Source organism: Pseudomonas shirazica, from assembly GCF_015168335.1.
Lineage (GTDB): Bacteria > Pseudomonadota > Gammaproteobacteria > Pseudomonadales > Pseudomonadaceae > Aquipseudomonas > Aquipseudomonas asiatica.
Map to the genome: position 1 here is coordinate 5287857 of NZ_CP063456.1, position 25771 is coordinate 5313627.

The window sequence follows — 25771 nt, forward strand, 5'->3', positions numbered from 1 at the left end:
TGAGGCAACCATGGCAGCAGAAACCGCTTCGGGCTATATCCAGCACCACTTGCAGAACCTGACCTACGGTCAACTACCAGACGGCAGCTGGGGCTTCGCCCATTCGGCTGCAGAAGCCAAGGCAATGGGCTTCTGGGCGTTCCACCTGGACACCCTGGGTTGGTCCGTCGCGCTGGGTCTGATCTTCCTGTTCATCTTCCGCATGGCGGCCAAGAAGGCGACTTCCGGCCAACCTGGCGGCCTGCAGAACTTCGTAGAAGTGATGGTGGACTTCGTCAACGGCAGCGTGAAGGACTCCTTCCACGGCCGTAGCCCAGTAATCGCTCCGCTGGCGCTGACCATTTTCGTCTGGGTATTCCTGATGAACGCCGTCGACCTGGTACCGGTCGACTGGATTCCTCAGCTGGCCATCCTGATCTCCGGTGACCCGCACATTCCGTTCCGCGCCGTGTCGACCACCGACCCGAACGCGACCCTGGCCATGGCCTTCTGCGTGTTCGCCCTGATCATCTTCTACAGCATCAAGGTCAAGGGCCTGGGCGGCTTCATCGGTGAGTTGACCCTGCACCCGTTCGGCAGCAAGAACATCTTCGTTCAGATCCTGCTGATTCCGGTCAACTTCCTGCTGGAATTCGTCACCCTGATCGCCAAGCCGATCTCGCTGGCACTGCGTCTGTTCGGCAACATGTACGCCGGCGAACTGGTGTTCATCCTGATCGCTGTAATGTTCGGCTCCGGCCTGCTGTGGCTCAGCGGCCTGGGTGTGGTGCTGCAATGGGCGTGGGCTGTGTTCCACATCCTGATCATCACCCTGCAAGCTTTCATCTTCATGATGCTGACCATCGTCTACCTGTCGATGGCTCACGAAGATAACCATTAAGACCGCCTGGCGTGTCTGATAGCCTTCCCCGCCTGTTCGGGGGGAGGGCTTAAAAAGTCCGCAAGGGCATGCTGTACCAAACGATTTGTTTTACCGCTTCAAACTAAAAACCTAACCAATACGACGTAAAAGTCGGGAGGAAAGATGGAAACTGTAGTTGGTCTGACCGCTATCGCTGTTGCTCTGCTGATCGGCCTGGGTGCTCTGGGTACCGCCATTGGTTTCGGCCTGCTGGGCGGCAAGTTCCTGGAAGGCGCTGCTCGTCAACCAGAAATGGTTCCGATGCTGCAGGTTAAAATGTTCATCGTTGCCGGTCTGCTCGACGCCGTAACCATGATCGGTGTTGGTATCGCTCTGTTCTTCACCTTCGCGAATCCGTTCGTTGGTCAGATCGCCGGCTAATCACTCGTCACCACGAGTTGATGGCTGTATGAATTAAGACCGAGCGAGGTGTTGGCGTGAACATTAATGCAACCCTGATTGGCCAATCCGTTGCTTTTCTGATTTTTGTACTCTTCTGCATGAAGTATGTGTGGCCTCCGGTCATCACTGCCCTGCAAGAGCGCCAAAAGAAGATTGCCGACGGCTTGGACGCTGCCAACCGCGCAGCTCGCGACCTGGAGCTGGCCCAAGAGAAAGCGGGTCAGCAACTGCGCGAAGCTAAAGCACAGGCAGCCGAAATCATCGAGCAAAGCAAGAAACGCGCTGCTCAGCTTGTCGAGGAAGCCCGTGATCAGGCCCGCGTCGAAGCTGACCGTGTGAAGGCTCAGGCTCTGGCCGAGATCGAACAGGAACTGAACAGCGCTAAAGACGCCCTGCGCGCCCAAGTGGGTGCCCTGGCCGTTGGTGGTGCTGAAAAGATCCTTGGCGCCACAATCGATCAAAACGCGCATGCGGAGCTGGTTAACAAACTGGCCGCTGAAATTTAAGCGAGGGCGATCATGGCAGAACTGACCACGTTGGCCCGACCTTACGCTAAGGCTGCCTTTGAGCATGCCCAGGCCCATCAGCAACTGGCCAATTGGTCAGCCATGCTCGGCCTGGCTGCTGCGGTGTCGCAAGACGACACCATGCAGCGCCTGCTCAAGGCCCCGCGACTGACGAGCGCAGAAAAGGCCGCCACGTTCATTGACGTGTGCGGTGACAAGTTCAATGCACAGGCACGGAATTTCATTCATGTTGCCGCGGAAAACGACCGTCTCCTGCTTCTGCCGGAGATTGCCGCCCTGTTCGACCTGTACAAGGCCGAGCAAGAGAAATCCGTGGACGTGGAAGTCACCAGTGCCTTCGCGTTGAACCAAGAACAGCAAGACAAACTCGCCAAGGTTCTCAGTGCACGGTTAGGCCAGGAAGTGCGCCTGCACGCGTCGGAGGATGCCAGCCTGATTGGCGGCGTCGTCATCCGCGCCGGTGACCTGGTAATCGATGGCTCTGTTCGCGGCAAAATCGCGAAACTGGCCGAAGCATTGAAATCTTGAGTTTGAAGGGGCAGCAGAGCAATGCAGCAACTCAATCCTTCCGAAATTAGTGAAATCATCAAGGGCCGCATCGACAACCTCGATGTGAGCTCCCAAGCCCGTAACGAAGGTACCGTTGTTTCGGTATCCGACGGTATCGTGCGGATCCACGGTCTGGCCGACGTCATGTACGGCGAAATGATCGAGTTCCCTGGCAGCGTATTCGGCATGGCCCTGAACCTGGAGCAAGACTCCGTAGGTGCAGTGATCCTGGGTGCCTATGACACCCTCGCCGAGGGCATGAGCGCCAAGTGTACCGGTCGCATCCTGGAAGTTCCGGTCGGCAAAGGCCTGCTGGGCCGCGTCGTCGACGCTCTGGGTAACCCGATCGATGGCAAAGGTCCTCTGACCACCACCGAAACCGACGCGGTCGAAAAGGTCGCTCCAGGCGTGATCTGGCGTAAGTCGGTAGACCAGCCTGTACAGACTGGCTACAAGTCCGTCGACGCCATGATCCCTGTCGGCCGTGGCCAGCGCGAGCTGATCATCGGTGACCGTCAGATCGGCAAGACCGCCATGGCCATCGACGCCATCATCAACCAGAAAGACTCCGGTATTTTCTGTGTTTATGTTGCTGTCGGCCAGAAGCGTTCCACCGTTGCCAACATCGTTCGCAAGCTGGAAGAAGCCGGCGCCCTGGCCAACACCATCGTGGTCGTTGCCAGTGCTTCGGAATCCGCCGCACTGCAGTTCCTGGCGCCATACGCCGGCTGCACCATGGGCGAGTTCTTCCGTGACCGCGGTGAAGACGCCCTGATCGTTTACGACGACCTGTCCAAGCAGGCCGTTGCCTACCGTCAGATCTCCCTGCTGCTGCGCCGTCCACCAGGACGTGAAGCGTACCCAGGTGACGTGTTCTATCTCCACTCCCGTCTGCTGGAGCGTGCATCGCGCGTTTCGGAAGAGTATGTCGAGAAGTTCACCAACGGCGCAGTCACTGGCAAGACCGGTTCCCTGACCGCCCTGCCGATCATCGAAACCCAGGCTGGCGACGTTTCCGCGTTCGTTCCGACCAACGTGATTTCCATCACCGACGGTCAGATCTTCCTGGAATCGGCCATGTTCAACTCGGGCATCCGCCCAGCAGTGAACGCCGGTGTTTCGGTATCCCGCGTAGGTGGTGCCGCTCAGACCAAGATCATCAAGAAGCTGTCCGGTGGTATCCGTACCGCTCTGGCTCAGTACCGTGAACTGGCTGCATTCGCCCAGTTCGCTTCCGATCTGGACGAAGCGACCCGCAAGCAGCTGGAGCATGGTCAGCGCGTTACCGAGCTGATGAAGCAGAAGCAGTACGCGCCGATGTCCATCGCGGACATGGCTCTGTCGCTGTACGCCGCTGAGCGTGGCTTCCTGACTGACGTAGAAGTCTCCAAGATCGGTAGCTTCGAGCAAGCACTGATCGCCTTCTTCAACCGTGATCACGCTGAACTGATGGCGAAGATCAACGTGAAGGGTGACTTCAACGACGAAATCGACGCAGGCCTGAAAGCCGGTATCGAGAAGTTCAAGGCCACCCAGACCTGGTAAGCCGCAGCGGGGGCTCAGGCCCCCGCTTGCTAACCTGATAGGTGATACATGGCAGGCGCAAAAGAGATTCGCAGTAAGATTGCGAGCATCAAAAGCACGCAAAAAATTACCAGCGCCATGGAGAAAGTGGCGGTCAGCAAGATGCGCAAGGCACAAATGCGCATGGCTGCTAGCCGTCCTTACGCGGAGCGTATCCGCCAGGTGATCGGTCATCTGGCCAACGCCAACCCGGAATACCGCCACCCGTTCATGATCGAGCGCCCTGTAAAGCGCGCCGGTTATATCGTGGTGAGCAGTGACCGTGGTCTGTGCGGTGGCTTGAACACCAACCTGTTCAAGGCCCTGGTCAAGGACATGAACGAAAACCGCGAACAGGGCGTGGAAATCGACCTGTGCGTGATCGGCAGCAAGGGTGCGACTTTCTTCCGCATCTTTGGCGGCAACGTCGTAGCCGCGATCAGCCACTTGGGCGAAGAGCCATCGATCAACGATCTGATCGGCTCCGTCAAAGTGATGCTGGACGCCTACCTGGACGGCCGTATCGATCGCCTCTCGGTGGTTTCGAACAAGTTCATCAACACCATGACCCAGAAGCCAACGGTCGAGCAATTGGTACCGTTGGTGGCAACCCCGGATCAGGATCTCAAGCATCACTGGGACTACCTGTACGAACCCGACGCAAAAGAGCTGCTGGACGGCTTGATGGTGCGTTACGTGGAGTCGCAGGTGTACCAGGCGGTGGTCGAGAACAACGCTGCTGAACAAGCGGCCCGGATGATCGCCATGAAGAACGCCACAGACAACGCCGGTGATTTGATCAAAGAGCTTCAGTTGATCTACAACAAGGCGCGTCAGGCTGCGATCACCCAGGAGATCTCGGAAATCGTCGGCGGCGCTGCCGCGGTTTAACGGTTCAAATATTCAGAGGATCCAGCTATGAGTAGCGGACGTATCGTTCAAATCATCGGCGCCGTCATCGACGTGGAATTCCCACGTGACGTCGTGCCGAGTGTTTACAACGCGCTGAAAGTACAAGGCGCGGAAACCACCCTGGAAGTTCAGCAGCAGCTGGGCGACGGCGTGGTTCGTACCATTGCGATGGGCTCGACCGAAGGCCTGAAGCGCGGTCTGGAAGTCGTTGACTCCGGCGCTGCCATTTCCGTTCCTGTTGGTAAGGCCACCCTGGGCCGTATCATGGACGTACTGGGCAACCCGATCGACGAGGCCGGCCCGATCGGCGAAGAAGAGCGTCGCGGTATCCACCAGCCAGCGCCTTCGTTCGCTGACCAGGCAGGCGGCAACGACCTGCTGGAAACCGGCATCAAGGTTATCGACCTGGTTTGCCCGTTCGCCAAGGGTGGTAAGGTTGGTCTGTTCGGTGGTGCCGGTGTCGGCAAGACCGTAAACATGATGGAACTGATCCGTAACATCGCCATGGAACACAGTGGTTACTCCGTGTTCGCTGGTGTGGGTGAGCGTACTCGTGAGGGTAACGACTTCTACCACGAGATGAAGGACTCCAACGTTCTCGACAAGGTAGCGCTGGTCTACGGTCAGATGAACGAGCCACCAGGAAACCGTCTGCGCGTAGCGCTGACCGGCCTGACCATGGCCGAGAAGTTCCGTGACGAAGGTAACGACGTTCTGCTGTTCGTCGACAACATCTATCGTTACACCCTGGCCGGTACCGAAGTATCCGCACTGCTGGGCCGTATGCCTTCGGCAGTAGGTTACCAGCCGACCCTGGCTGAAGAGATGGGCGTTCTGCAAGAGCGTATCACCTCCACCAAGGAAGGTTCGATCACCTCCGTTCAGGCCGTATACGTACCTGCGGACGACTTGACCGACCCGTCGCCTGCGACCACCTTCGCCCACTTGGACGCCACCGTCGTTCTGTCCCGTGACATCGCCTCCCTGGGTATCTACCCAGCGGTCGACCCACTGGACTCGACTTCGCGCCAGCTGGACCCGAACGTGATCGGCAACGAGCACTACGAGACCGCTCGTGGCGTTCAGTATGTTCTGCAGCGCTACAAAGAGCTGAAAGACATCATCGCGATCCTGGGTATGGACGAACTGTCCGAAGCCGACAAGCAACTGGTAGCCCGCGCTCGTAAGATCCAGCGCTTCCTGTCGCAGCCGTTCTTCGTGGCCGAAGTCTTCACCGGTTCGCCAGGCAAGTACGTTTCCCTGAAAGACACCATCGCTGGCTTCAGCGGCATCCTCAAAGGTGACTACGACCACCTGCCAGAACAAGCGTTCTACATGGTCGGCAGCATCGACGAAGCGATCGAGAAAGCCAAGAAACTGTAATTCCTGCGCCCCGCAAGGGGCGCTATCAGGTTGAGGCAAGCAGATGGCTATGACAGTCCATTGCGATATCGTCAGCGCGGAAGGAGAGATCTTCTCCGGCCTGGTCGAGATGGTAGTTGCGCACGGTAACCTGGGTGATCTTGGTATCGCTCCGGGTCACGCGCCGCTGATCACCAATCTCAAGCCTGGTCCGATCACGCTGACCAAGCAGGGTGGCGCCCAAGAGGTGTTCTACATCTCTGGTGGTTTCCTCGAGGTTCAGCCGAACATGGTCAAGGTGCTTGCCGATACCGTGCAACGTGCTGCAGACCTGGATGAAGCTCAGGCTCAGGAAGCCCTCAAGGCTGCCGAGAACGCCCTGAATCTGAAAGGCGCGGACTTCGACTACGGCGCCGCCGCCGCACGTCTGGCCGAGGCCGCAGCTCAGCTGCGTACCGTCCAGCAAATGCGCAGAGGCAAGTAATCGGCCCTCGGCTGATAACTTCTGTTGCGATTGAGTAAAAGGGTAGCCTCGGCTACCCTTTTTCTTTTTCTGATTTCTCTCCCCCGGTCATTTCACTGACCACCCAGGATTGGTAGCCAGTAATGTCACTCGATATCGTTATTCTCGCCGCCGGCCAAGGCACCCGCATGCGCTCGGCGCTGCCCAAGGTGCTGCACCCGGTTGCCGGCAACTCCATGCTCGGCCATGTTATCCACAGCGCGCGCCAGCTGCAGCCGCAAGGTATTCATGTGGTCATTGGCCATGGTGCCGAGCTGGTTCGCGAGCGCCTGGCCGCCGACGACCTGAACTTCGTCATGCAGGATAAGCAGCTGGGTACCGGCCATGCGGTTGCCCAGGCATTGCCGGCCTTGACCGCCGAAACCGTGCTGGTGCTGTACGGTGATGTGCCTTTGATTGAAGTGGAAACCCTGCAGCGCCTGCTGGCGAAGGCCAACGAGCAGCAGCTGGGCCTGCTCACGGTGACCCTCGACGACCCGACCGGTTATGGCCGTATCGTGCGTGACGAGCAGGGGAAGGTGACCGCCATCGTTGAGCACAAGGACGCCAACGATGCGCAGAAAGCGATCAAGGAAGGCAACACCGGTATTCTGGCCCTGCCGGCCGCGCGTCTGGCCGACTGGATGGGTCGCCTGTCGAACAACAATGCCCAGGGTGAGTATTACCTGACCGATGTCATCGCCATGGCTGTAGCTGACGGCCTGGTAGTGGCTACTGAACAGCCGCACGACCCGATGGAAGTGCAAGGTGCCAACGACCGTCGCCAGCTGTCCGAACTGGAGCGCCACTACCAGTTGCGTGAAGGCCGTCGCCTGATGGCCCAGGGCGTAACTTTGCGCGACCCGTCGCGCTTCGATGTCCGCGGTGAAGTGACCGTTGGCCGTGACGTGCTGATCGATATCAACGTGATTCTCGAAGGCAAGGTGGTCATCGAGGACGATGTGCAGATCGGCCCTAACTGCGTGATCAAGAACACCACCCTGCGCAAAGGCGCAGTGGTCAAGGCCAACAGCCACCTTGAAGGCGCCGTGATGGGCGAGGGCAGCGATGCCGGCCCGTTCGCCCGCCTGCGCCCGGGTAGCGTGCTGGACGCCAAGGCACATGTGGGTAACTTCGTCGAACTGAAGAACGCTCACCTGGGTGAGGGCGCCAAGGCCGGTCACCTGACTTATCTGGGCGATGCCGAAATCGGTGCTCGTACCAACATCGGCGCCGGCACCATCACCTGCAACTACGATGGCGCGAACAAGTTCAAGACCGTGATGGGCGAGGATGTATTCATCGGCTCGAACAACTCGTTGGTAGCGCCTGTGGAAATCAAGGCTGGTGCGACCACTGCAGCCGGTTCGACCATCACTCAGACCGTTGAGGCAGGCGATCTGGCGGTGGCTCGTGCACGTCAGCGCAACATCTCGGGTTGGAAGCGGCCGGAAAAGATCAAGAAGAGCTGAGTTATACACAGCTGTTTCGATCGAAAGCCGACTTATGTGAATAAGTCGGCTTTTTATTTTGCGGCATATCGCAGCCTCTGTAGGAGCGACCTTGTGTCGCGATGGACTGCAAAGTAGGCCCGACAATTTCTGTTTTGCCTCGAAAACCCTGGGGCCGCGCTGCGGCCCATCGCGACACAAGGCCGCTCCTACAGGGGCCGCGCCAGTGCAGAGAGAATCTATCCACAGGGCAGTGACGACTTGACGAATCGCTCATCTTAGGTTTTGATTGCCATCATTATCTTTCGAATCGAAACTTAAGCGCTCATGTCGAAACGAAACACCCCGCAGCGGCGGCACAACATCCTGGCTTTGCTCAGCGAGCAGGGCGAGGTGAGTGTGGACGCGTTGGCCAAGCGTTTCGCTACCTCGGAGGTCACCATCCGCAAGGACCTCGCTGCCCTGGAAACCAATGGCCTGTTGCTACGGCGTTATGGTGGCGCGGTCCCGGTGCCTCAAGAGCTGCTCGGTGAACCTGCCCAGCCGGTGTCTTCCTATAAAAAGGCCATCGCCCGCGCTGCTGTGGCGCGTATCCGCGAACATGCGCGCATCATCATCGACAGCGGCAGCACCACGGCAGCCATGATCCCTGAACTGGGCCGCCATCCTGGCCTGGTGGTGATGACCAATTCGATGAACGTGGCCCGCGCCATCTGCGACCTCGAACACGAGCCGGTGCTGCTGATGACCGGTGGCACCTGGGACCCGCATTCCGAGTCGTTCCAGGGCCAGGTGGCCGAGCAGGTGTTGCGCTCCTACGATTTCGACCAACTGTTCATCGGCGCCGACGGCATCGACCTCGGCCGCGGTACCACCACCTTCAACGAACTTCTCGGGCTGAGCCGGGTCATGGCCGAAGTCGCCCGTGAAGTGATCGTGATGGTCGAATCGGACAAGGTAGGGCGCAAGATCCCTAACCTCGAGCTGCCCTGGGGCAGCGTGCACACCCTTATTACTGACGAACGCCTGCCCGCAGCGGCACGCGAACAAATTCAAGCCCGCGGCATCAACCTGATCTGCGCCGCGATCAGCCAGGAGCAATAAACCATGTGTGGAATCGTTGGTGCCGTCGCCGAGCGCAACATCACAGCCATCCTGATCGAAGGCCTCAAGCGTCTTGAGTACCGCGGGTACGACAGCGCCGGCCTGGCCGTCCTCACCCAGAACGGTGAACTGCAGCGCCGTCGCCGTATCGGCAAGGTCAGTGAACTGGAAGCCGCTGTTGCCGCCGAGCCACTGGCCGGCCAGCTGGGCATCGCCCACACTCGCTGGGCCACCCACGGTGCGCCGACCGAGGGCAACGCCCACCCGCACTTCTCGGGCCATGAAGTGGCCGTGGTGCACAACGGCATCATCGAGAACCACGAAGAACTGCGCGAAGAGCTGAAGGGCCTTGGCTATGTCTTCACTTCGCAGACTGATACCGAAGTCATCGTCCACCTGATCCACCACACCCTGAAGAGCATTCCGGACCTGACCGATGCCCTGAAGGCTGCGGTGAAGCGCCTGCATGGTGCTTACGGCCTGGCGCTGATCAGTGCCAAGCAGCCTGACCGCCTGGTAGCCGCACGCAGTGGCAGCCCGCTGGTGATCGGCCTGGGCCTGGGCGAGAACTTCCTGGCGTCCGACCAGCTGGCCCTGCGCCAGGTCACCGACCGCTTCATGTACCTGGAAGAAGGCGACATCGCCGAAATCCGCCGTGACCAGGTCTCCATCTGGGACCAGGATGGCCACAAGGTCCAGCGCGAAACCGTGCAGTACCACGAAGGTGCCGAAGCTGCCGACAAAGGTACCTACCGCCACTTCATGCTCAAGGAAATCCACGAGCAGCCAAGCGTGGTGCAGCGCACCCTGGAAGGCCGGCTGGGCAAGGACAACGTTATGGTCCAGGCCTTCGGCCCGCAGGCTGCCGAACTGTTCGCCAAGGTGCGTAACGTGCAGATCGTTGCCTGCGGTACCAGCTACCACGCCGGCATGGTCGCCCGTTACTGGCTGGAAAGCCTGGCCGGGATCCCGTGCCAGGTCGAAGTGGCCAGCGAGTTCCGTTACCGCAAGGTGGTAGTGCAGCCGGACACCCTGTTCGTCTCCATCTCGCAGTCTGGCGAAACCGCCGACACCCTGGCCGCACTGCGCAACGCCAAGGAGCTGGGCTTCCTCGGCAGCCTGGCGATCTGCAACGTCGGTATCAGTTCGCTGGTGCGTGAGTCGGACCTGACCCTGCTGACTCTGGCCGGCCCGGAAATCGGCGTGGCTTCGACCAAGGCTTTCACCACCCAGCTTGTTTCGCTGATGCTGCTGACCCTGGCTCTGGGCCAGGTGCGCGGTACCCTGGAAGCCGGCGTCGAAGCCGAGCTGGTTGATGAACTGCGCCGCCTGCCGGCCCGCCTGGGCGAAGCCCTGGCCATGGACGCCACCGTCGAGAAAATCGCCGAGCTGTTCGCCGACAAGCACCACACCCTGTTCCTCGGCCGTGGTGCGCAGTACCCGGTGGCGATGGAAGGTGCGCTCAAGCTCAAGGAAATCTCCTACATCCACGCCGAAGCCTACCCGGCAGGCGAGCTGAAGCACGGCCCGCTGGCTCTGGTGGACAACGACATGCCAGTGGTAACCGTTGCGCCGAATAACGAACTGCTGGAGAAGCTGAAGTCCAACCTGCAGGAAGTACGCGCCCGTGGTGGCGAGCTGGTAGTGTTTGCAGACGAGCAGGCCGGCATGACCAATGGCGAAGGTACCCACGTGATCAAGGTGCCGCACATCGCCGACGCCCTGGCACCAATCCTGTACACCATCCCGCTGCAGCTGCTGTCTTACTACGTGGCCGTGCTCAAGGGCACCGACGTGGACCAGCCGCGTAACCTAGCCAAGTCGGTTACGGTCGAGTAAGCCAGAAGCCAGGGGCGCTTTGCAGCCCCCGGCTATCTCACATCAAATCTGCATCGCCATCCCGTCCACATTCATCGCTGCCTGGCGCAAGGCCTCGGAGCGGGTCGGGTGGGGGTGGCAGGTGAGGGCGATGTCTTCCGCCGAGGCCGAGAACTCCATGGCCACGCAGAACTCACCAATCATCTCGCTGACACTTGGGCCTACCAGGTGCACACCCAGCACTTCGTCGGTCTCGGCATCGGCGATGACCTTGGCGAAGCCTTCGGTCTCGTGGTTGATCTTGGCCCGGCTGTTGGCCGTGAACGGGAACTTGCCGACTTTATAGGCACGCCCTTCGGCCTTGAGCTGCTCTTCGGTCTTGCCCACGGTGGCCAACTCGGGGCGGGTGTAGATCACGCCAGGGATAAGGTTGTAGTTGACCTCGTGGGGCTTGCCGGCGATGCGTTCGATGCAGGCCACCGCTTCGTCTTCGGCTTTGTGCGCCAGCATCGGGCCGGAGGTGACGTCGCCAATCACCCAGATACCCGGCACGGAAGTGCGGTGGTGGTCATTGCCGAGCATGCCGCGCTTGTCGGTTTCCAGGCCCACGCTTTCCAGGTTCAGCCCTTTGGTATAGGGGCGGCGACCGATGGCGACCAGTAAATAGTCAGCCTGCAGCGTTTCTGCGGTGCCACCAGCTGCTGGCTCTAGGGTCAGGTTCACGCCATCGGCGCTGGCGTTCGCCTGGGTCACCTTGCTACCCAGCTTGAACACCATGCCTTGTTTGGCCAAGGCCTTCTGCAGGGTCTTGGCGGTTTCTTCGTCGGTGCCCGGACAGATGCGGTCGAGGTATTCGATGACCGTGACCTGGCTGCCCAGGCGGCGCCATACCGAACCCAACTCGAGGCCGATCACGCCAGCTCCGATGACGACCAAATGTTTGGGCACCTGTGGCAGCGACAGCGCGCCGGTCGAGTCGATGATGCGCTGGTTGTCGATGGTCACGCCCGGCAGGGCCGTAGGTTCGGAGCCGGTGGCAATGACGATATCTTTGGCCCGCAGTGCGGTTTCGCTGCCATCCTCAGCCTTGACCACGACCTTGCCGACGCCATCCAGGCGACCCCAGCCCTTGATCCAGTCGACTTTGTTCTTGCGGAACAGGTACTCGATGCCCTTGGTCAGGCCGGTCACGCTCTCGTCCTTCTGTTTCATCATCTGGGCGAGGTTGAGGGTAGGTTTGACTTCGATACCGAGGTGGGCGAACTCGTCACCACTGGCAGCTTCGTACAGCTCGGAAGCATGCAACAGTGCCTTGGAGGGCATGCAGCCCACGTTCAGGCAGGTGCCGCCCAAGGTCGAGCGGCCTTCCACGCAGGCTACGCTCAGGCCCAGTTGGCCGGCGCGGATGGCTGCGTTGTAGCCGCCAGGGCCACCGCCGATGATCACCACGTCATAGGATTTCATGGGTTCAACTCCAGGATGAAGAAGCGCAAGAGGGGCACAAGGTTAAGCTGAGATGCAAGAATTGTATACAATCCGCGGTGTGCATAAGACTAGTTGGTTCTAGACCATGGTCTCGTTTAGAGGAAACATCCCACGAATGAACTACTCTGATCCGGCGACGTTCGAAATATCAGGCGTCGTGGCCAAATACGGACAGGAGGGTCGTTCATGCTTGCGCAACTTCCACCGGCACTGCAGAGCCTGCATCTGCCGTTGCGGCTGAAACTGTGGGACGGTAACCAGTTCGATCTGGGGCCTAGCCCGCAGGTCACTATCCTGGTCAAGGAGCCACAGCTGATCAGCCAGTTGAGCCACCCGAGCATGGACCAACTGGGCACGGCATTCGTCGAAGGCAAGCTGGAGCTTGAAGGCGATATTGGTGAAGCCATCCGCGTATGCGATGAGCTGAGCGAAGCGCTAATGACCGACGAAGACGACACCCCACCGCAGCGTCAGGCCCACGACAAGAGCACCGACGCCGAAGCGATTTCCTACCATTACGATGTTTCAAACGCGTTCTACCAGCTATGGCTGGATCAGGACATGGCCTACTCGTGCGCCTACTTCCGTGAGCCGGACAACACGCTGGATCAGGCACAGCAGGACAAATTCGATCATCTGTGCCGCAAGCTACGCCTGGAAGCGGGTGATTACCTGCTCGACGTTGGCTGCGGCTGGGGTGGGCTGGCGCGTTTCGCTGCTCGCGAATATGGCGCCAAGGTGTTTGGTATCACCTTGAGCAAGGAGCAGCTCAAGCTCGGTCGCGAGCGGGTGAAGGCAGAGGGGTTGGCCGACAAGGTCGACCTGCAGATTCTCGACTACCGCGACCTGCCTCAGGACGGCCGCTTCGACAAGGTTGTCAGCGTTGGCATGTTCGAGCATGTCGGGCATGCCAACTTGGCGCTGTATAGCCAGAAGCTGTTCGGTGCCGTGAGGGAAGGGGGCCTGGTGATGAATCACGGTATTACCGCCAAGCATGTGGATGGTCGCCCGGTCGGGCGTGGCGCTGGCGAGTTCATCGATCGCTACGTGTTCCCCCATGGCGAGCTGCCGCACCTGTCGATGATCAGTGCCAGCATCTGTGAAGCGGGATTGGAGGTAGTAGACGTGGAGAGCCTGCGTTTGCACTACGCCAAGACCTTGCACCACTGGAGCGAGAACCTGGAGAACCAGCTGCACAAGGCGGCGGCGCTGGTGCCCGAGAAGACCTTGCGCATCTGGCGCCTGTACCTGGCCGGGTGTGCCTATGCCTTCCAGAAGGGCTGGATCAACCTGCATCAGATCCTGGCCGTGAAGCCGTACGCCGATGGGCACCATGACCTGCCTTGGACGCGTGAAGACCTGTATCGCTGAATTGCAACAAAGCACGCAAGCGCGACACCATACCCTGTGGAGCGGGTTTACCCGCGAATGCGTCGGTACAGCCACTGACGTCTTCGCGGGTAAACCCGCTCCCACAAGGTCCGCGATACCCTGCAACGGGCGCAGGCGCATCAGAGAATCGGCGAAATCAGCCGAGCAATCCGCATCCCCAGTTGCTGCAGCCGATGAGTATCGCGGCTGTCCTCCGCAGTAATTTCCCGTGCCTGTTCAAAGTCATTGTTCAGCATGTTCTCGACCTGGTCAGCGAAGCCGCGATCGACTGTCAACAGGGTGATTTCGAAGTTCAGGCGGAACGAGCGGTTGTCCAGGTTGGCACTGCCTATAGCGCTGACATCGTCATCCACCAGCACCACCTTCTGATGCAGGAAACCCGGTTGGTAGCGGAACATGCGTACACCCGCACGTACCGCTTCGAAGGCGAAAAGGCTGGAGGCGGCATAGACGATGCGATGGTCTGGGCGTGACGGAATCAGCACTCGCACATCGACCCCACGCAGTACCGCCAAACGCAACGCGGCGAACACCGCCTCGTCGGGGATGAAGTACGGGCTGGTGATCCACACGCGCCGGGTGGCTGAATGGATCGCCTCAAGGAAGAACAGCGAGCAGGTTTCCTGTGGATCGGCCGGGCCGCTGGCCAAGGCTTGGCACAGCACGCCGTTGTCAGGGTAGGCGTCCGGCAGAATCAGCGGCGGTAGTTGGCGCGTGGCCCAGTACCAGTCCTCGGCGAACGACTCCTGCAGGCAGGCTAGCACCGGCCCGCTGATCTGCACGTGGGTGTCGCGCCAAGGTGAAAGCTGCGGGTGGCCACCGAGGTACTCATCGCCCACGTTGTGCCCGCCGATGAAACCGAGCAAGCCATCCACCACCACGATTTTGCGGTGGTTACGGAAATTAACCTGGAAGCGGTTGAACCAGCCCCGACGGGTTGCGAAGGCATGAATCTGTACACCACCGTCGCGCATCAACTGGCTGTAGCTTGCCGGCAAGGCATGGCTGCCGACACGGTCATACAGCACGAACACCCGCACCCCCTCGGCGGCTTTGCGCAGCAGCAGTTGCTGCAATGCTTTGCCAAGGTTGTCGTCATGGATGATGAAGAACTGCACCAACACCACGTCGCGGGCTTTTTCGATGGCGGCAAATATTGCATCGAATGTTGCCTTGCCATCGATCAGCAGCTTCACCTCGTTATTGGCAAGGCAGGGCATCCGCCCGAGTTTGGGCATGGCGCGCAAGGCCGCATAGCTTTCCGACTCGCGGGCGGTAAGGGCTTCTTCTACCCAAGGCCGCCAGTTGAGGTTGGCCATGGCCACATGCATTTCCTGGTTGGCCTGGCGCCGAGCCTTGATGTAGGCATAGAACGAGCGCGCACCGAAGATCAGGTAAGGGATCAGGGTGAGGTAGGGGATGAAGAACAACGGCATGGCCCAGGCGATTGCGCCCTGGGCAGTGCGCACGGTGAACAGTGCGTGTAATGCGGCGACAATACCCAGCAAATGAACCAGGCCGAGTAGGTAACCGAAGAAGTAGGGGCTGTGGTAGTCCATATGCATCCTGCTTGCCGAGTACACTTGAGTAACAGAACACGTTCCCGGTCCGCCTTGCAACCTGCAGGTGGATTTGGCGTCTAAGGCACAGACCGGCCCGCTTGGCCGGCTTTTTCCAGGAGCGTTCGTCCATGAAGATTCGTCTGCCACTGTTGGCGTTGGCCCTAGGTGTGAGCAGCCCGCTGGTGCATGCTCAGATGCTACAGCCAGGTTTGTGGGAGCTGACCACCAGCAACATGCAGGTCGATGGCAAGCCGTTACCCGATATGGAGTTCATGCTCGGCCAGTTGAAGAACCTGCCGCCAGAGCAGCGCGCGATGATGGAAGGGGTGCTGGCCAAGCAGGGAGTGACTGTTGGGGGTAAGGGGGTGCGCTCGTGCCTGACGCCAGAACAGGTGGCAACCAACGATATCCCCCTGCAGGACCCGAAGTCAGGTTGTACACAAAAGATAACCGACCGCACCGGCAATGTATGGAAGTTCCAGTTCAGCTGCCCCAAAGCGCAGGGCAGTGGCCAGGCGACTTTCCTCAGTGACCGGGAATTCACCACCCAGGTCAACGGTACATTCAACGCTTCGGGTGTACAGCAGCAAGGCAGCATGAACACCCGTGCCGTGTGGTTGGGTAATGACTGCGGCTCGGTCAAGCCGCGCAGCTGACATCCCATTGCCACTGGCTGGTCGCGACAGCATCGTGGGCATGCAGGCTTTCTGCATGTTCCACGCGCAGCTTGAAGGCCGTGCTCCATTCCATTTGCCGTAGCGCCTTGTGCAGGCGTCGTGCGGCGTCTTCGCAGAACATCAGATTCTGGCCGTTGGCCAAGGCAAAGGCTTGTTCGTCTGCGCGCTTAACTGCGGTCTGCACCGCTGTCCCCAGGCTTGCTTCTATGCGGTCGATCAACTCGGTGATTGGCAGAACCTGCTGATTGCTGCGCAGCCTTACCTGGATTTGCGCGCTACTACGTTGGCTATGGGGCGTCGCTACGATGCCTTCGGCGCTGCCAAGCCACTGCAGCACTGCAGATTTGTCGACCTGCTCTGCACTGAAATGCGCCTGGAACTGCTGCTGAATCAGTTGCCGTGCAAGTGCAGCCGAGCATGGGCAGGTCGAGGAGTAAGGGACAGAAACGGATAGTTCCACGTGGAACATTTCATTTTCGATCCTTGCATCGACTGTGACGGCATAGCTTTTCCAACCCTGCAGCGGGCTGATCAATGCAGGCCTTTTTAGCAGATGCTCGAAGCGCAGACGCAAATAGGCTGAGGAAGAAAGGCCTTCATGGCTGCTGAGGAAGTCAGTCAGCAGCTGGTGGATGGTGAGCGGCGTCAGGGGCTGGTGCTCCAACGACTCCAGGGCGAGATAAAGCCGTGACATATGGATACCGCGTGAGCTGCCGTCTACCAGGCTAACGCCGGCATCGACCGTGGCAGCTGCTGTGCGCCCCTCGAACTGCACAGGTTGGGCGATCCCGCACATACCCACCCAGTTCAAAGGTAAGGCGTATTCATGGGTTTGTGCGGCTATGTCGGGGAGCTTGAGCTGAGTCATCTGCTATTCCAAACAAAAGGGAGATCAGCGGCCACCACCGATCAAGCTGCAATGCCGGGAGGGGCACCCTGGCACGTGGCGGGTTCACTTTTCCTCCCGGTGGGCACTCATTCGTCACGAACGGCTTGGCGAAATTGTATTGTTACTTTATAACATTGTGCAATGCATCGTTTCGAATGCGCTCGCCTGAAGAGGTTTCGCCATGTCCAACCGTCTCCCTGTCACCGTGCTATCCGGCTTCCTTGGCGCCGGCAAGAGCACCTTGCTCAACCATGTGCTGCGTAACCGCGACAACCTGCGAGTCGCGGTCATCGTCAATGACATGAGCGAAATCAACATCGATGCGAGCGAGGTGCAGCGCAACGTAAGCCTCAACCGTGCCGAGGAGAAGTTGGTGGAAATGAGCAATGGCTGCATCTGCTGCACGCTGCGTGAAGACCTGCTCGAGGAAGTGGCGCGGCTGGCTGAAGAAGGGCGTTTCGATTATTTGCTGATCGAGTCCACGGGGATCTCGGAGCCACTGCCTGTGGCCGAGACCTTCACCTTCCGCGACGAACAGGGCCGTAGCCTGTCCGACATGGCGCGCCTGGACACCATGGTCACTGTGGTCGATGGCCTGAACTTCCTGCGTGATTACCAGGCAGCAGACAGCCTGGCCAGCCGTGGCGAAACCCTGGGTGAGGAAGACGAGCGCTCAATCAGTGACTTGCTGATCGAGCAGATCGAGTTCGCCGATGTACTGTTGCTGAGCAAGATCGACCTGATCAGCCAGCACGAGCGCGAAGAGCTCATGGCCATTCTGCGCAGCCTCAATGCTCGGGCGCAGATCGTGCCCATGGTCATGGGCCAGGTACCGCTGGACCGCATCCTCGACACCGGCCTGTTCGACTTCGACCAGGCCGCCCAGGCACCGGGCTGGCTGCAAGAGTTGCGCGGCGAGCATGTGCCGGAAACCGAAGAGTATGGCATTGCCGCCACCACCTGGCAGGCCCGGCGCCCCTTTCATCCACAGCGCTTTTTCGACTTTATCCACAAGCCCTGGAGCAATGGCCGCCTGCTGCGTTCGAAAGGTTTTTTCTGGCTGGCCAGCAAATACCAGGAAGCTGGAAGCTGGTCGCAGGCAGGCGGCATGATGCGCCATGGCTTGGCGGGCCGCTGGTGGCGTTTCGTGCCGCGCGAGCAGTGGCCACAGGATGTGGATAACACTGCCGCGATCTTGAAGAACTGGGTTGCCGAGAGCGGTGACTGCCGCCAGGAACTGGTGTTCATCGGGCAGAATATCGACTTCGAAAAATTATCCACAGCACTCGATGCATGCCTTTTGACCGATCAGGAAATGGAATTGGGGCACATGGGCTGGTTGCGCCTGCCCGATCCGTTCGGTTCATGGCATGAGGAGGCCGCAGCATGAACCCTGCACGCAAGCCTGTGGATATTTTCCAGGTATTTGGCGAGACACCGCAGGTGCTGACCGATGTGCTGCAGGATGGCGTAAACCTGGCGGTATGGCGCCGACGTTTGCCGCCGCAACTGGAGGACTTTGCCGCGCTGGTGGTTAGCCTCGGCCAGCCCTTGGCAGACCAGCGCGTCATCGATGTGGACGAGCGGCACATGCCGGTATTCACCGAACTCTTGCGCGAAGCGGCCGACTTGCACGGCTATGAGGCATTCGTGGCAGATGTGGCCTGGCTGGTGGCGGCCTATACCTGCCTGGTGGGTGCGCAGCGGGTTGGTTTGCGCCTGCGGGTACTGACCGGCCCTATGTGCCCGCGCTTCCATGTGGATAACGTACCGCTGCGTCTGCTCACTACCTACGCAGGTCCAGGTAGCGAGTGGTTGAAAGAGGACGCGAGCCCTCGTGGCAACTTACACACAGCAATACTTCCTGTGGATAACGTTCAGTACTTGCAAGCTGGCGATGTGGCGGTGCTCAAAGGTGAAAAGTGGCAGGGCAACGAAGGCGCGGGTCTGGTGCATCGGTCGCCATCGGGGCAGCAGGGGCGCCTGCTGCTCAGCCTTGACTGGCTGGCCTGACGGCGCATAGTGAGGCATCGCCATCGCCCGAAGCCTCCCCATGCTGCAGAACATTCCCACCCACGTGATTGCCGGCCCGCTGGGGGCCGGCAAGACCACCCTGATCCGTAACCTGCTGGCCCAGCGCCCGGCCAATGAGCGCTGGGCGGTATTGATCAACGAATTCGGCCTGGTAGGCCTGGATGCGGCCTTGCTCAGCCGTGACGAAGACGGCATCGCCATCGGCGAGGTCGCAGGTGGCTGCCTGTGCTGCGTCAATGGCATGCCGTTCCAGGTGGGCCTGGGCCGACTGCTGCGCAAATCCCGCCCTGACCGGCTGTTCATAGAGCCGTCCGGACTGGGTCATCCCTTGCAGTTGCTTGCTCAGTTGCAAAAAGCCCATTGGACTGGAGTGCTGACAATACAGCCATTGCTGATGGTCGTCGACGCGCAGTCGATGGTCCGGAACGAACAGCTTCCGGAGGCTCAACAGCAGGCGTTCGATGCTGCTGAGAGCGTTGTCTTGAACAAATCAGAGGCTGTGGATGAAAACACTAAGTTGTTGATAAATAAGAAATTTAATGAAAAGAAAATATTCTGGACCGTCCAAGGTTGGCTGCCCTTGTCGGACCTTCCGGCTGTACCCCATGGCATTGTCGACAGCTCGCTTGTGGATAACAGTATTGTCGACAATCTTGTAAATCCACCGGCAGCGCTATGGGCAGACCCCGGGCAGCCGATCTGTCTTGCACAGCAGGGAGAGGGGGGTTGGAGCATCGGCTGGCGCTGGCACCCTGGCCAGCAGTTTTATCCACAGCGGCTGCAGGCGTTCTTGCGGGCTTGGCCGTGGCGGCGCGCGAAAGGGGTTATCCACAGCGTGGAGGGTTGGCAATCATTCAATGGCCTGAATGGGGACATGCCCGCCTGGCAGCCCAGCGACTGGCGCAGGGATACGCGTATCGAGCTGATTTTCGACCAGCCGCAATCGCAATCCGCGCTGCAGGCCGGGTTGAGCGAATGTCGTGTCAACTGATCAGTTGCGCCAGCGGTTGTGCTCCTGGCGCCACTGCTGCATCTCGATGACATTGTCGGTGCGCGGTGGGGTCTTGATCTCGAACGGGTAGGGCGCCAGTTCAATCTGCACGCTGTGGGCGCCGAACTGGGTCACGGTACCGGGGTGGCGCTGCTCGCCCGTGACGGTGAACTCGAAGGCGTAGACGCGCGCCAGGCGCTTGCGGCCGTTGGCGTCACGGACAAAGGCGATACGCTTGAGTGCGACCGCGTCGTCGAGCAGTTCGAGGTCGAGCTTGGCGCAATGCTGTTTGACCCGTTCCAGGGCTTTCTCGCGCAACCCGTGGTTGTGCCACAACCAGGCGCCTGCCGTGGCGACCAGCATCAGGACGAAGAGGTTTTCCAGGGTCAACATTTGCATATGCTCCAAACAGGTCGATCCAGCTTAACTGCGTCCCTGGCCTGTCGTACAGGTGGCAATCGAGTTCATACTGCGTCGCGCACAATCCCTGAAACAGCTTTGGAAACCTCCCGCATGAAACGTACCCCGCACCTGCTCGCCATCCAGTCCCACGTGGTGTTCGGCCACGCCGGCAACAGCGCCGCGGTGTTTCCCATGCAGCGTATCGGGGTCAATGTGTGGCCGCTCAATACCGTGCAGTTCTCCAATCACACACAGTATGGCCAGTGGGCAGGTGAAGTGCTTGCCCCTGCGCAAATTCCTGCGTTGGTGGAAGGCATTTCCAACATCGGCGAGCTGGGCCATTGCGACGCGGTGCTGTCCGGTTACCTGGGCAGTGCCGAACAAGGTCGGGCGATTCTGGCCGGCGTCGAGCGGATCAAGGCAGTCAACCCAAAGGCTTTGTACCTTTGCGACCCGGTCATGGGGCACCCTGAGAAGGGCTGTATCGTGCCAGCGGAAGTGAGCGAGTTCCTGCTCGATGAGGCGGCTACCAGGGCCGACATCCTGTGCCCCAACCAGCTGGAGCTGGACAGCTTCTGTGGCCGCCGAGCGCAGTCGCTGGAGGACTGCGTGAACATGGCGCGCAGCCTGTTGCAGCGCGGGCCGCAGGTGGTGCTGGTCAAGCACCTTGCTTACCCCGGGCGCGCCGAGGACCAGTTCGAGATGCTGCTGGTGACCGCCGAGCAAAGCTGGCACCTGCGCCGCCCGCTGCTGGCGTTCCCGCGGCAGCCGGTAGGGGTGGGTGACCTGACCTCAGGCCTGTTCCTGGCCCGCGTCCTACTCGGCGACAGCTGGGTGCAGGCGTTCGAATTCACCGCTGCGGCCGTACACGAAGTGCTGCTCGAAACCCAGGCCTGCTCCAGCTATGAACTGCAACTGGTGCGGGCCCAGGACCGCATTGCGCACCCAAGGGTACGCTTCGAGGCACAGCTGCTGGCGCTTTAAATCGCGTCGGTTTTCAGGTCCTGGTAGCGCTTTTCCAGCTCCTGGCGGATCTGTCGGCGCTGCTGGCCCTGCAGGAAACGGCGCTTTTCTTCACTGCTTTGCGGCTGGCGCGGCGGCACCTGCACCGGGCGACGGTTGTCGTCGACCGCGACCATGGTGAAGAAGCAGCTGTTGGAATGGCGCACCGAGCGCTCGCGGATGTTCTCGGTCACCACCTTGATGCCCACCTCCATCGAGGTGTTGCCGGTGTAGTTGACCGACGCCAGGAAGGTCACAAGTTCACCCACGTGCACCGGCTCACGGAAGATCACCTGGTCGACCGACAGGGTGACTACATAGCTGCCGGCATAGCGGCTGGCGCACGCATAGGCCACTTCGTCGAGGTACTTGAGCAGGGTGCCGCCATGTACGTTGCCAGAAAAGTTGGCCATGTCCGGGGTCATCAGGACGGTCATGCTCAGCTGGGCGTTTCCAGGTTCCATAGTGTGCTCACGGTGAGGTTGCGCTGAATCGGGCGAATGGGGGGCATTATCTGCAGACACTTCTGTTCCCCTCTTTTGAATTTGCCTTCCTGATACGGGACGTTGGCTGACGCTCCATCGTCACGCCGATCATGCCATCAGCGGCGCTTTTCCAGCCGATCTGTTTCTGCATATTGCACCGCCTTTTTGCGGCGGGGTGCGATGTTAACCTGACTGCACCCATGCAACATGGGCTTTTCCTGCATTCAAAACAGTAAGTACTTGCTGCTCGCTCAGGGTTGCCTTGGCAGAGGAGCGGTCTGCCCAGGCATCCAGCAACGGACGAGAAAAGGAGTATCACGCCATGCATGCCATCAGCTTCATCCAGGACCTGGCAGTCATCATGCTGGTTGCTGGCGTGGTCACCATTCTCTTTCACCGCCTCAAGCAGCCCGTGGTGTTGGGCTACATCGTCGCCGGCTTCATCATCGGCCCGCACACCCCACCGTTCGGCCTGATCCACGATGAAGACACCATCAAGACCCTCGCCGAGCTGGGGGTGATCTTCCTGATGTTCTGCCTGGGGCTCGAATTCAGCCTGCGCAAGCTGTTCAAGGTAGGCGCCACGGCGTTCATCGCGGCGTTCCTGGAAATTGTGCTGATGATCTGGATCGGCTTCGAGATCGGCCGCTGGTTCGGCTGGAACACCATGGATTCGCTGTTCCTCGGCGCCATCCTGGCGATTTCCTCGACCACCATCATCGTCAAGGCGCTCAACGACCTGAAGATGAAGAACGAGCGTTTCGCCCAGCTGATATTCGGCGTGCTGATCGTCGAGGACATCCTCGGTATCGGCATCATCGCCCTGCTATCGGGCATCGCCGTCAGCGGCACGGTCAGCTCGGGCGAGGTGTTCTCCACTGTCGGCAAGCTGTCGCTGTTCATGATCGTTGCGCTGGTCATCGGCATCCTGCTGGTGCCGCGCCTGCTGGCCTACGTGGCCAGGTTCGAAAGCAACGAGATGCTGCTGATAACCGTATTGGGCCTGTGCTTCGGCTTCTGCCTGCTGGTGGTGAAGCTCGAGTACAGCATGGTGCTTGGCGCCTTCCTGATTGGCGCGATCATGGCCGAGTCGCGCCAGTTGCTGAAGATCGAGAGCCTGATCGAACCGGTACGCGACCTGTTCAGCGCCATCTTCTTCGTCGCCATCGGGCTGATGATCGACCCCCAGGTGTTGATCGACTACGCCTGGCCGATCGTGGTCATTACCCTAGCGGTGGTGTTGGGCAAGATGTTGTCGTGTGGCATGGGCGCGTTCATTGCAGGCAATGACGGGCGCACATCGCTGCGGGTGGGCATGGGGCTTTCGCAGATTGGCGAGTTTTCTTTCATCATCGCCGCGCTGGGCATGACTCTGCAGGTGACCAGCGACTTCCTCTACCCGGTGGCTGTGGCGGTATCGGCAATCACCACGCTGCTGACACCCTACCTGATCCGTGCCGCCGACCCGCTGTCGCTCAAGCTGGGCAAGGTGGTGCCCAGCCGCCTGGCGCGGGTGTTGTCGTTGTATGGCGAATGGTTGCGCAGCATCCAGCCGCAGGGCGAGGGCGCCATGCTCGCGGCGATGATCCGGCGCATCCTGTTGCAGGTTGGGGTGAACCTGGCGCTGGTGATCGCCATCTTCTTCAGTGGTGGCTATTTCGCCGGGCGGATCGGCAACTGGCTCAGCGAGTGGGTCAGCGATACCAGCCAACAGAAAGCGCTGATCTGGGGGGTAGCGTTATTGCTGTCGTTACCATTCCTGATTGCGGCCTATCGCAAGCTCAAGGCGCTGTCGATGCTACTGGCAGAGATGGGCGTCAAACCGGAAACGGCCGGACGGCATACTCAGCGCGTGCGACGAGTTATTGCCGAGGTGATTCCGTTGTTGTCGCTGCTGGTGATTTTCCTGCTGCTGTCGGCGCTGTCGGCGAGCATTCTACCGACCAGCGAGCTGCTGCTGGTGATCGCCGTGGTGGCTGCAGTGGTGGTGGCCTTGCTGTGGCGCTGGTTTATCCGCGTGCATACGCGCATGCAGATTGCCTTGCTGGAGACGCTGGAGAACAGCCGCGAGAATACGCACTGAAGAGGGCAATGCTCCCTGCGCAAGATTTCACCGTCGTCCGAGGGGATGGAGCGGTAGCGATGTCGCCAGGCGCAGAAAGCCTGGCGATTTTAACTGTATAGATGGCACTAGGCCATAATTCTCTGTCTCAGATCGGAGAACTCAATTCGTAAGCGCGACGCTCCCACAGGACCCTGCTAAATCCAATCAGGGCCTGGGCAATGGAATAGAGATCAGCTCTCCAGCCAGACATCCCGCGCCCAGTGCCACACCGATTCCCAGCTGTCTTCACCGACGATTTCCTCTTCGGCATCCCACAGCACCACGGTGCCATCCTCTTCGACGCAGTAGTAGTTGTCGCCGTCCTGGCACAGTGGAATCAGGTCACGTGGCACGCCGGCATCCCAGGCGTTGGCGGCGACGTCGGGCAGGTAGGTATGTGACTGTGGGTCGGTAACGGTCACCGGCTCCAGTGAGCCATACACCACGTCACTGACGGTCAGCAGGAACTCCTTGAACACGAAAGGAATGTTAATGAACAGCTCTTCTTCGATTTCGACCAGCAGGTCCTCGTCGGGAAGCTCAAGGGGCACCGGCACTGGCTCGTTGGCTTCACGGAGTTGTTCGATCACTTCTTCCACGGTTCACTTCCTCTGACCTAGATGACAACGCTGCGCGTTATACCCTAGTAGGCCACTCTGGCAAAAGCAAAAACCCCGGGACAGGCCCGGGGTTTTTTGTGCAGCACGCAGCGGTTAGCCGTTTTGACGGATACCGGCCACCAGCCAAGGCTGGTTTTCGCCCTGGGCGCGAACCATGTGCCAGCTTTCGCTGAACACTTCGCCCTGGTCGAAGCGCGAGTTCTTCGACACGCCACGGAAGGTCAGGGTGGCGTCGGTACGGTCGGCGCGGTCGTCAACACCGTCCAGCTGTACCTCGAGGTTGTCGATGTAGGTGGACTGGAAGCCATCACCCAGTTCGGCGCGCTCGCGCTTGAGGAACTCGAGCATCTGCGGGGTGACGAACTCGGCGATCTTGTCCATCTCGTTGGCGTCCCAGTGCTGCTGCAGCGCCTGGAAGTGGTTACGGGCAGCAGCCAGGAAGTTCTGCTCGTTGAACCAGGCCGGGGCGTTGATCACCGGGGCGGCTGCGGCAGCAGGTGCGGCCGAACCACCGAAGATCGACGGCTGGGCCGGCTGCGCGTGAGTTTCACGCTGCATCGGCGCATGGCCCGGCATGGCCATTTGCGGCTGCTGCTGGCGACGGCGCGCGGCGATGAAGCGGAACACCAGGAAGGCGATGAGCGCCACGATCAGGAAGTCCATGATCTGGAAGCCTTCGAAACCGTCGCCCATGAACATGGAAGCCAGCAGGCCACCGGCGGCGAGGCCGGCCAGAGGGCCCAACCAGCGCGAAGCACCGCTGGCGGCCGGAGCGGCACGGCCAGGTGCGGTCGGCGCGGCGGCAGGCGTGGTTGGCGTGGCCTGGCGGGTCTGGTGAATAGGCGCGGAGCCCGAGCTCTTGCCGCCGCCAAAACGCTTGGCGTTGGCGTCCAGGCTCAGCGTCAGGCCGACGCAGAGCGCCAGAGCGATGCTAAGAAAACGTTGCATAAGTGGGATATCCCCTGTTGTGGATTGCACGCGCGTCATGGTGCACAGGTTCCCGGGCACATGACCAGCGACATAATGTTTCGAGCTTT

25 protein-coding genes are annotated in these 25771 nt (G+C 60.1%); 18 read left to right on the forward strand and 7 right to left on the reverse strand.

Translation table 11 applies throughout. The features are described 5' to 3' along the window. Positions 1 to 10 precede the first annotated feature (10 nt). The 11 genes from atpB (at position 11) to glmS (ending at position 11112) form a co-directional block, all read left to right on the forward strand. On the forward strand, positions 11 to 880 hold the full coding sequence (gene atpB, locus IMX18_RS24390; protein WP_003260030.1) for a F0F1 ATP synthase subunit A: 870 nt from the start codon (positions 11 to 13) through the stop codon (positions 878 to 880). 144 nt (positions 881 to 1024) lie between these two features. Continuing rightward, positions 1025 to 1282 (forward strand): F0F1 ATP synthase subunit C, encoded by a 258-nt coding sequence (gene atpE / locus IMX18_RS24395; RefSeq protein WP_003097235.1) that lies wholly within the window; start codon positions 1025 to 1027, stop codon positions 1280 to 1282. Positions 1283 to 1338: 56 nt separating this feature from the next. Continuing rightward, complete coding sequence (locus tag IMX18_RS24400; RefSeq protein ID WP_003260032.1) at positions 1339 to 1809, forward strand: F0F1 ATP synthase subunit B; 471 nt, start codon at positions 1339 to 1341, stop codon at positions 1807 to 1809. A gap of 12 nt (positions 1810 to 1821) precedes the next feature. Then, a complete protein-coding gene (locus tag IMX18_RS24405) occupies positions 1822 to 2358 on the forward strand; it encodes a F0F1 ATP synthase subunit delta (protein ID WP_003260034.1) in 537 nt (178 codons plus the stop codon). A gap of 21 nt (positions 2359 to 2379) precedes the next feature. Then, positions 2380 to 3924: a F0F1 ATP synthase subunit alpha gene (atpA, locus tag IMX18_RS24410; protein ID WP_013974906.1), complete on the forward strand. Its 1545-nt coding sequence runs from the start codon at positions 2380 to 2382 to the stop codon at positions 3922 to 3924. A 48-nt stretch (positions 3925 to 3972) separates the two neighbouring features. Beyond that, the gene (gene atpG / locus IMX18_RS24415) at positions 3973 to 4833 is read left to right on the forward strand and encodes a F0F1 ATP synthase subunit gamma (protein WP_013974905.1); all 861 of its coding nucleotides are present in this window, start codon (positions 3973 to 3975) and stop codon (positions 4831 to 4833) included. Positions 4834 to 4860: 27 nt separating this feature from the next. Continuing rightward, positions 4861 to 6237, forward strand: coding sequence for a F0F1 ATP synthase subunit beta (gene atpD / locus IMX18_RS24420; RefSeq protein ID WP_013974904.1), 1377 nt, complete (start codon positions 4861 to 4863; stop codon positions 6235 to 6237). A 43-nt stretch (positions 6238 to 6280) separates the two neighbouring features. Beyond that, complete coding sequence (locus tag IMX18_RS24425; protein WP_003260039.1) at positions 6281 to 6700, forward strand: F0F1 ATP synthase subunit epsilon; 420 nt, start codon at positions 6281 to 6283, stop codon at positions 6698 to 6700. Positions 6701 to 6822: 122 nt separating this feature from the next. Next, positions 6823 to 8190 carry a bifunctional UDP-N-acetylglucosamine diphosphorylase/glucosamine-1-phosphate N-acetyltransferase GlmU gene (gene glmU / locus IMX18_RS24430; protein ID WP_015268401.1) on the forward strand — a complete coding sequence of 456 codons (1368 nt, stop codon included), beginning with the start codon at positions 6823 to 6825 and terminating at the stop codon, positions 8188 to 8190. 306 nt (positions 8191 to 8496) lie between these two features. Further along, on the forward strand, positions 8497 to 9273 hold the full coding sequence (locus tag IMX18_RS24435) for a DeoR/GlpR family DNA-binding transcription regulator (protein ID WP_015268400.1): 777 nt from the start codon (positions 8497 to 8499) through the stop codon (positions 9271 to 9273). Positions 9274 to 9276: 3 nt separating this feature from the next. Beyond that, positions 9277 to 11112: a glutamine--fructose-6-phosphate transaminase (isomerizing) gene (gene glmS, locus IMX18_RS24440; RefSeq protein WP_015268399.1), complete on the forward strand. Its 1836-nt coding sequence runs from the start codon at positions 9277 to 9279 to the stop codon at positions 11110 to 11112. A 42-nt stretch (positions 11113 to 11154) separates the two neighbouring features. Here the strand turns inward: glmS and lpdA are convergent, their stop codons facing one another. After that, positions 11155 to 12555 carry a dihydrolipoyl dehydrogenase gene (gene lpdA, locus IMX18_RS24445; protein WP_054572036.1) on the reverse strand — a complete coding sequence of 467 codons (1401 nt, stop codon included), beginning with the start codon at positions 12553 to 12555 and terminating at the stop codon, positions 11155 to 11157. 207 nt (positions 12556 to 12762) lie between these two features. Here lpdA and cfaB point away from each other — a divergent pair, with 207 nt between their 5' ends. After that, on the forward strand, positions 12763 to 13947 hold the full coding sequence (cfaB, locus tag IMX18_RS24450; RefSeq protein ID WP_015272376.1) for a C17 cyclopropane fatty acid synthase CfaB: 1185 nt from the start codon (positions 12763 to 12765) through the stop codon (positions 13945 to 13947). Positions 13948 to 14087: 140 nt separating this feature from the next. Here the strand turns inward: cfaB and cls are convergent, their stop codons facing one another. Next, a complete protein-coding gene (gene cls / locus IMX18_RS24455) occupies positions 14088 to 15527 on the reverse strand; it encodes a cardiolipin synthase (RefSeq protein WP_015272375.1) in 1440 nt (479 codons plus the stop codon). Positions 15528 to 15658: 131 nt separating this feature from the next. Here cls and IMX18_RS24460 point away from each other — a divergent pair, with 131 nt between their 5' ends. Further along, positions 15659 to 16186, forward strand: a complete 528-nt coding sequence (locus IMX18_RS24460) for a DUF3617 domain-containing protein (protein WP_015272374.1) — start codon at positions 15659 to 15661, stop codon at positions 16184 to 16186. Here IMX18_RS24460 and folE2 read toward each other — a convergent pair. Beyond that, entirely contained in the window at positions 16170 to 17075 is a 906-nt protein-coding gene (gene folE2 / locus IMX18_RS24465) for a GTP cyclohydrolase FolE2 (RefSeq protein ID WP_015272373.1), read from the reverse strand. The genes IMX18_RS24460 and folE2 overlap by 17 nt on opposite strands. A gap of 202 nt (positions 17076 to 17277) precedes the next feature. On the opposite strand from folE2, the gene zigA reads away from it, so the two are divergent. The 3 genes from zigA to IMX18_RS24480 are packed head-to-tail and all read left to right on the forward strand — an operon-like array spanning position 17278 to position 20121. Then, positions 17278 to 18486 (forward strand): zinc metallochaperone GTPase ZigA, encoded by a 1209-nt coding sequence (zigA, locus tag IMX18_RS24470; RefSeq protein ID WP_054572034.1) that lies wholly within the window; start codon positions 17278 to 17280, stop codon positions 18484 to 18486. After that, complete coding sequence (locus tag IMX18_RS24475) at positions 18483 to 19109, forward strand: DUF1826 domain-containing protein (protein WP_015272371.1); 627 nt, start codon at positions 18483 to 18485, stop codon at positions 19107 to 19109. The genes zigA and IMX18_RS24475 overlap by 4 nt, the downstream gene beginning before the upstream one ends. A gap of 40 nt (positions 19110 to 19149) precedes the next feature. Next, positions 19150 to 20121, forward strand: coding sequence for a CobW family GTP-binding protein (locus IMX18_RS24480; RefSeq protein WP_054572032.1), 972 nt, complete (start codon positions 19150 to 19152; stop codon positions 20119 to 20121). Here the strand turns inward: IMX18_RS24480 and IMX18_RS24485 are convergent, their stop codons facing one another. Then, the gene (locus IMX18_RS24485) at positions 20122 to 20514 is read right to left on the reverse strand and encodes a DUF3301 domain-containing protein (RefSeq protein WP_015272369.1); all 393 of its coding nucleotides are present in this window, start codon (positions 20512 to 20514) and stop codon (positions 20122 to 20124) included. Between the two features lie 120 nt (positions 20515 to 20634). On the opposite strand from IMX18_RS24485, the gene pdxY reads away from it, so the two are divergent. Beyond that, positions 20635 to 21507 carry a pyridoxal kinase PdxY gene (pdxY, locus tag IMX18_RS24490; RefSeq protein ID WP_013974845.1) on the forward strand — a complete coding sequence of 291 codons (873 nt, stop codon included), beginning with the start codon at positions 20635 to 20637 and terminating at the stop codon, positions 21505 to 21507. On the opposite strand, the gene IMX18_RS24495 is transcribed toward pdxY, so the two are convergent. Further along, the gene (locus tag IMX18_RS24495; protein WP_003260046.1) at positions 21504 to 21989 is read right to left on the reverse strand and encodes an acyl-CoA thioesterase; all 486 of its coding nucleotides are present in this window, start codon (positions 21987 to 21989) and stop codon (positions 21504 to 21506) included. The two genes, pdxY and IMX18_RS24495, sit on opposite strands and share 4 nt — an antisense overlap. Positions 21990 to 22332: 343 nt before the next feature. Between IMX18_RS24495 and IMX18_RS24500 the strand changes: the two genes are divergently transcribed. Beyond that, positions 22333 to 24093 carry a cation:proton antiporter gene (locus IMX18_RS24500; RefSeq protein WP_015272368.1) on the forward strand — a complete coding sequence of 587 codons (1761 nt, stop codon included), beginning with the start codon at positions 22333 to 22335 and terminating at the stop codon, positions 24091 to 24093. A 212-nt stretch (positions 24094 to 24305) separates the two neighbouring features. Here IMX18_RS24500 and IMX18_RS24505 read toward each other — a convergent pair whose 3' ends face one another. Next, on the reverse strand, positions 24306 to 24713 hold the full coding sequence (locus tag IMX18_RS24505; RefSeq protein WP_013974843.1) for an SMI1/KNR4 family protein: 408 nt from the start codon (positions 24711 to 24713) through the stop codon (positions 24306 to 24308). A 114-nt stretch (positions 24714 to 24827) separates the two neighbouring features. Then, entirely contained in the window at positions 24828 to 25682 is an 855-nt protein-coding gene (locus IMX18_RS24510) for a Tim44 domain-containing protein (RefSeq protein WP_003260050.1), read from the reverse strand. Positions 25683 to 25771 lie beyond the last annotated feature (89 nt).

What these genes read in the sequence shown, in the direction of transcription:
- atpE (WP_003097235.1), top strand. Translation starts at nt 1,025, where the DNA reads ATGGAAACTGTAGTTGGTCTGACCGCTATCGCTGTTGCTCTGCTGATC.
- atpD (WP_013974904.1), top strand. Translation starts at nt 4,861, where the DNA reads ATGAGTAGCGGACGTATCGTTCAAATCATCGGCGCCGTCATCGACGTG.
- folE2 (WP_015272373.1), bottom strand. Translation starts at nt 17,075, where the DNA reads ATGACTCAGCTCAAGCTCCCCGACATAGCCGCACAAACCCATGAATAC.
- atpB (WP_003260030.1), top strand. Translation starts at nt 11, where the DNA reads ATGGCAGCAGAAACCGCTTCGGGCTATATCCAGCACCACTTGCAGAAC.
- IMX18_RS24510 (WP_003260050.1), bottom strand. Translation starts at nt 25,682, where the DNA reads ATGCAACGTTTTCTTAGCATCGCTCTGGCGCTCTGCGTCGGCCTGACG.
- IMX18_RS24500 (WP_015272368.1), top strand. Translation starts at nt 22,333, where the DNA reads ATGCATGCCATCAGCTTCATCCAGGACCTGGCAGTCATCATGCTGGTT.
- IMX18_RS24435 (WP_015268400.1), top strand. Translation starts at nt 8,497, where the DNA reads ATGTCGAAACGAAACACCCCGCAGCGGCGGCACAACATCCTGGCTTTG.
- atpG (WP_013974905.1), top strand. Translation starts at nt 3,973, where the DNA reads ATGGCAGGCGCAAAAGAGATTCGCAGTAAGATTGCGAGCATCAAAAGC.
- IMX18_RS24485 (WP_015272369.1), bottom strand. Translation starts at nt 20,514, where the DNA reads ATGTTGACCCTGGAAAACCTCTTCGTCCTGATGCTGGTCGCCACGGCA.
- pdxY (WP_013974845.1), top strand. Translation starts at nt 20,635, where the DNA reads ATGAAACGTACCCCGCACCTGCTCGCCATCCAGTCCCACGTGGTGTTC.
- atpA (WP_013974906.1), top strand. Translation starts at nt 2,380, where the DNA reads ATGCAGCAACTCAATCCTTCCGAAATTAGTGAAATCATCAAGGGCCGC.
- IMX18_RS24480 (WP_054572032.1), top strand. Translation starts at nt 19,150, where the DNA reads ATGCTGCAGAACATTCCCACCCACGTGATTGCCGGCCCGCTGGGGGCC.
- glmS (WP_015268399.1), top strand. Translation starts at nt 9,277, where the DNA reads ATGTGTGGAATCGTTGGTGCCGTCGCCGAGCGCAACATCACAGCCATC.
- lpdA (WP_054572036.1), bottom strand. Translation starts at nt 12,555, where the DNA reads ATGAAATCCTATGACGTGGTGATCATCGGCGGTGGCCCTGGCGGCTAC.
- cfaB (WP_015272376.1), top strand. Translation starts at nt 12,763, where the DNA reads ATGCTTGCGCAACTTCCACCGGCACTGCAGAGCCTGCATCTGCCGTTG.
- IMX18_RS24425 (WP_003260039.1), top strand. Translation starts at nt 6,281, where the DNA reads ATGGCTATGACAGTCCATTGCGATATCGTCAGCGCGGAAGGAGAGATC.
- IMX18_RS24405 (WP_003260034.1), top strand. Translation starts at nt 1,822, where the DNA reads ATGGCAGAACTGACCACGTTGGCCCGACCTTACGCTAAGGCTGCCTTT.
- cls (WP_015272375.1), bottom strand. Translation starts at nt 15,527, where the DNA reads ATGGACTACCACAGCCCCTACTTCTTCGGTTACCTACTCGGCCTGGTT.
- IMX18_RS24460 (WP_015272374.1), top strand. Translation starts at nt 15,659, where the DNA reads ATGAAGATTCGTCTGCCACTGTTGGCGTTGGCCCTAGGTGTGAGCAGC.
- glmU (WP_015268401.1), top strand. Translation starts at nt 6,823, where the DNA reads ATGTCACTCGATATCGTTATTCTCGCCGCCGGCCAAGGCACCCGCATG.
- zigA (WP_054572034.1), top strand. Translation starts at nt 17,278, where the DNA reads ATGTCCAACCGTCTCCCTGTCACCGTGCTATCCGGCTTCCTTGGCGCC.
- IMX18_RS24475 (WP_015272371.1), top strand. Translation starts at nt 18,483, where the DNA reads ATGAACCCTGCACGCAAGCCTGTGGATATTTTCCAGGTATTTGGCGAG.
- IMX18_RS24495 (WP_003260046.1), bottom strand. Translation starts at nt 21,989, where the DNA reads ATGGAACCTGGAAACGCCCAGCTGAGCATGACCGTCCTGATGACCCCG.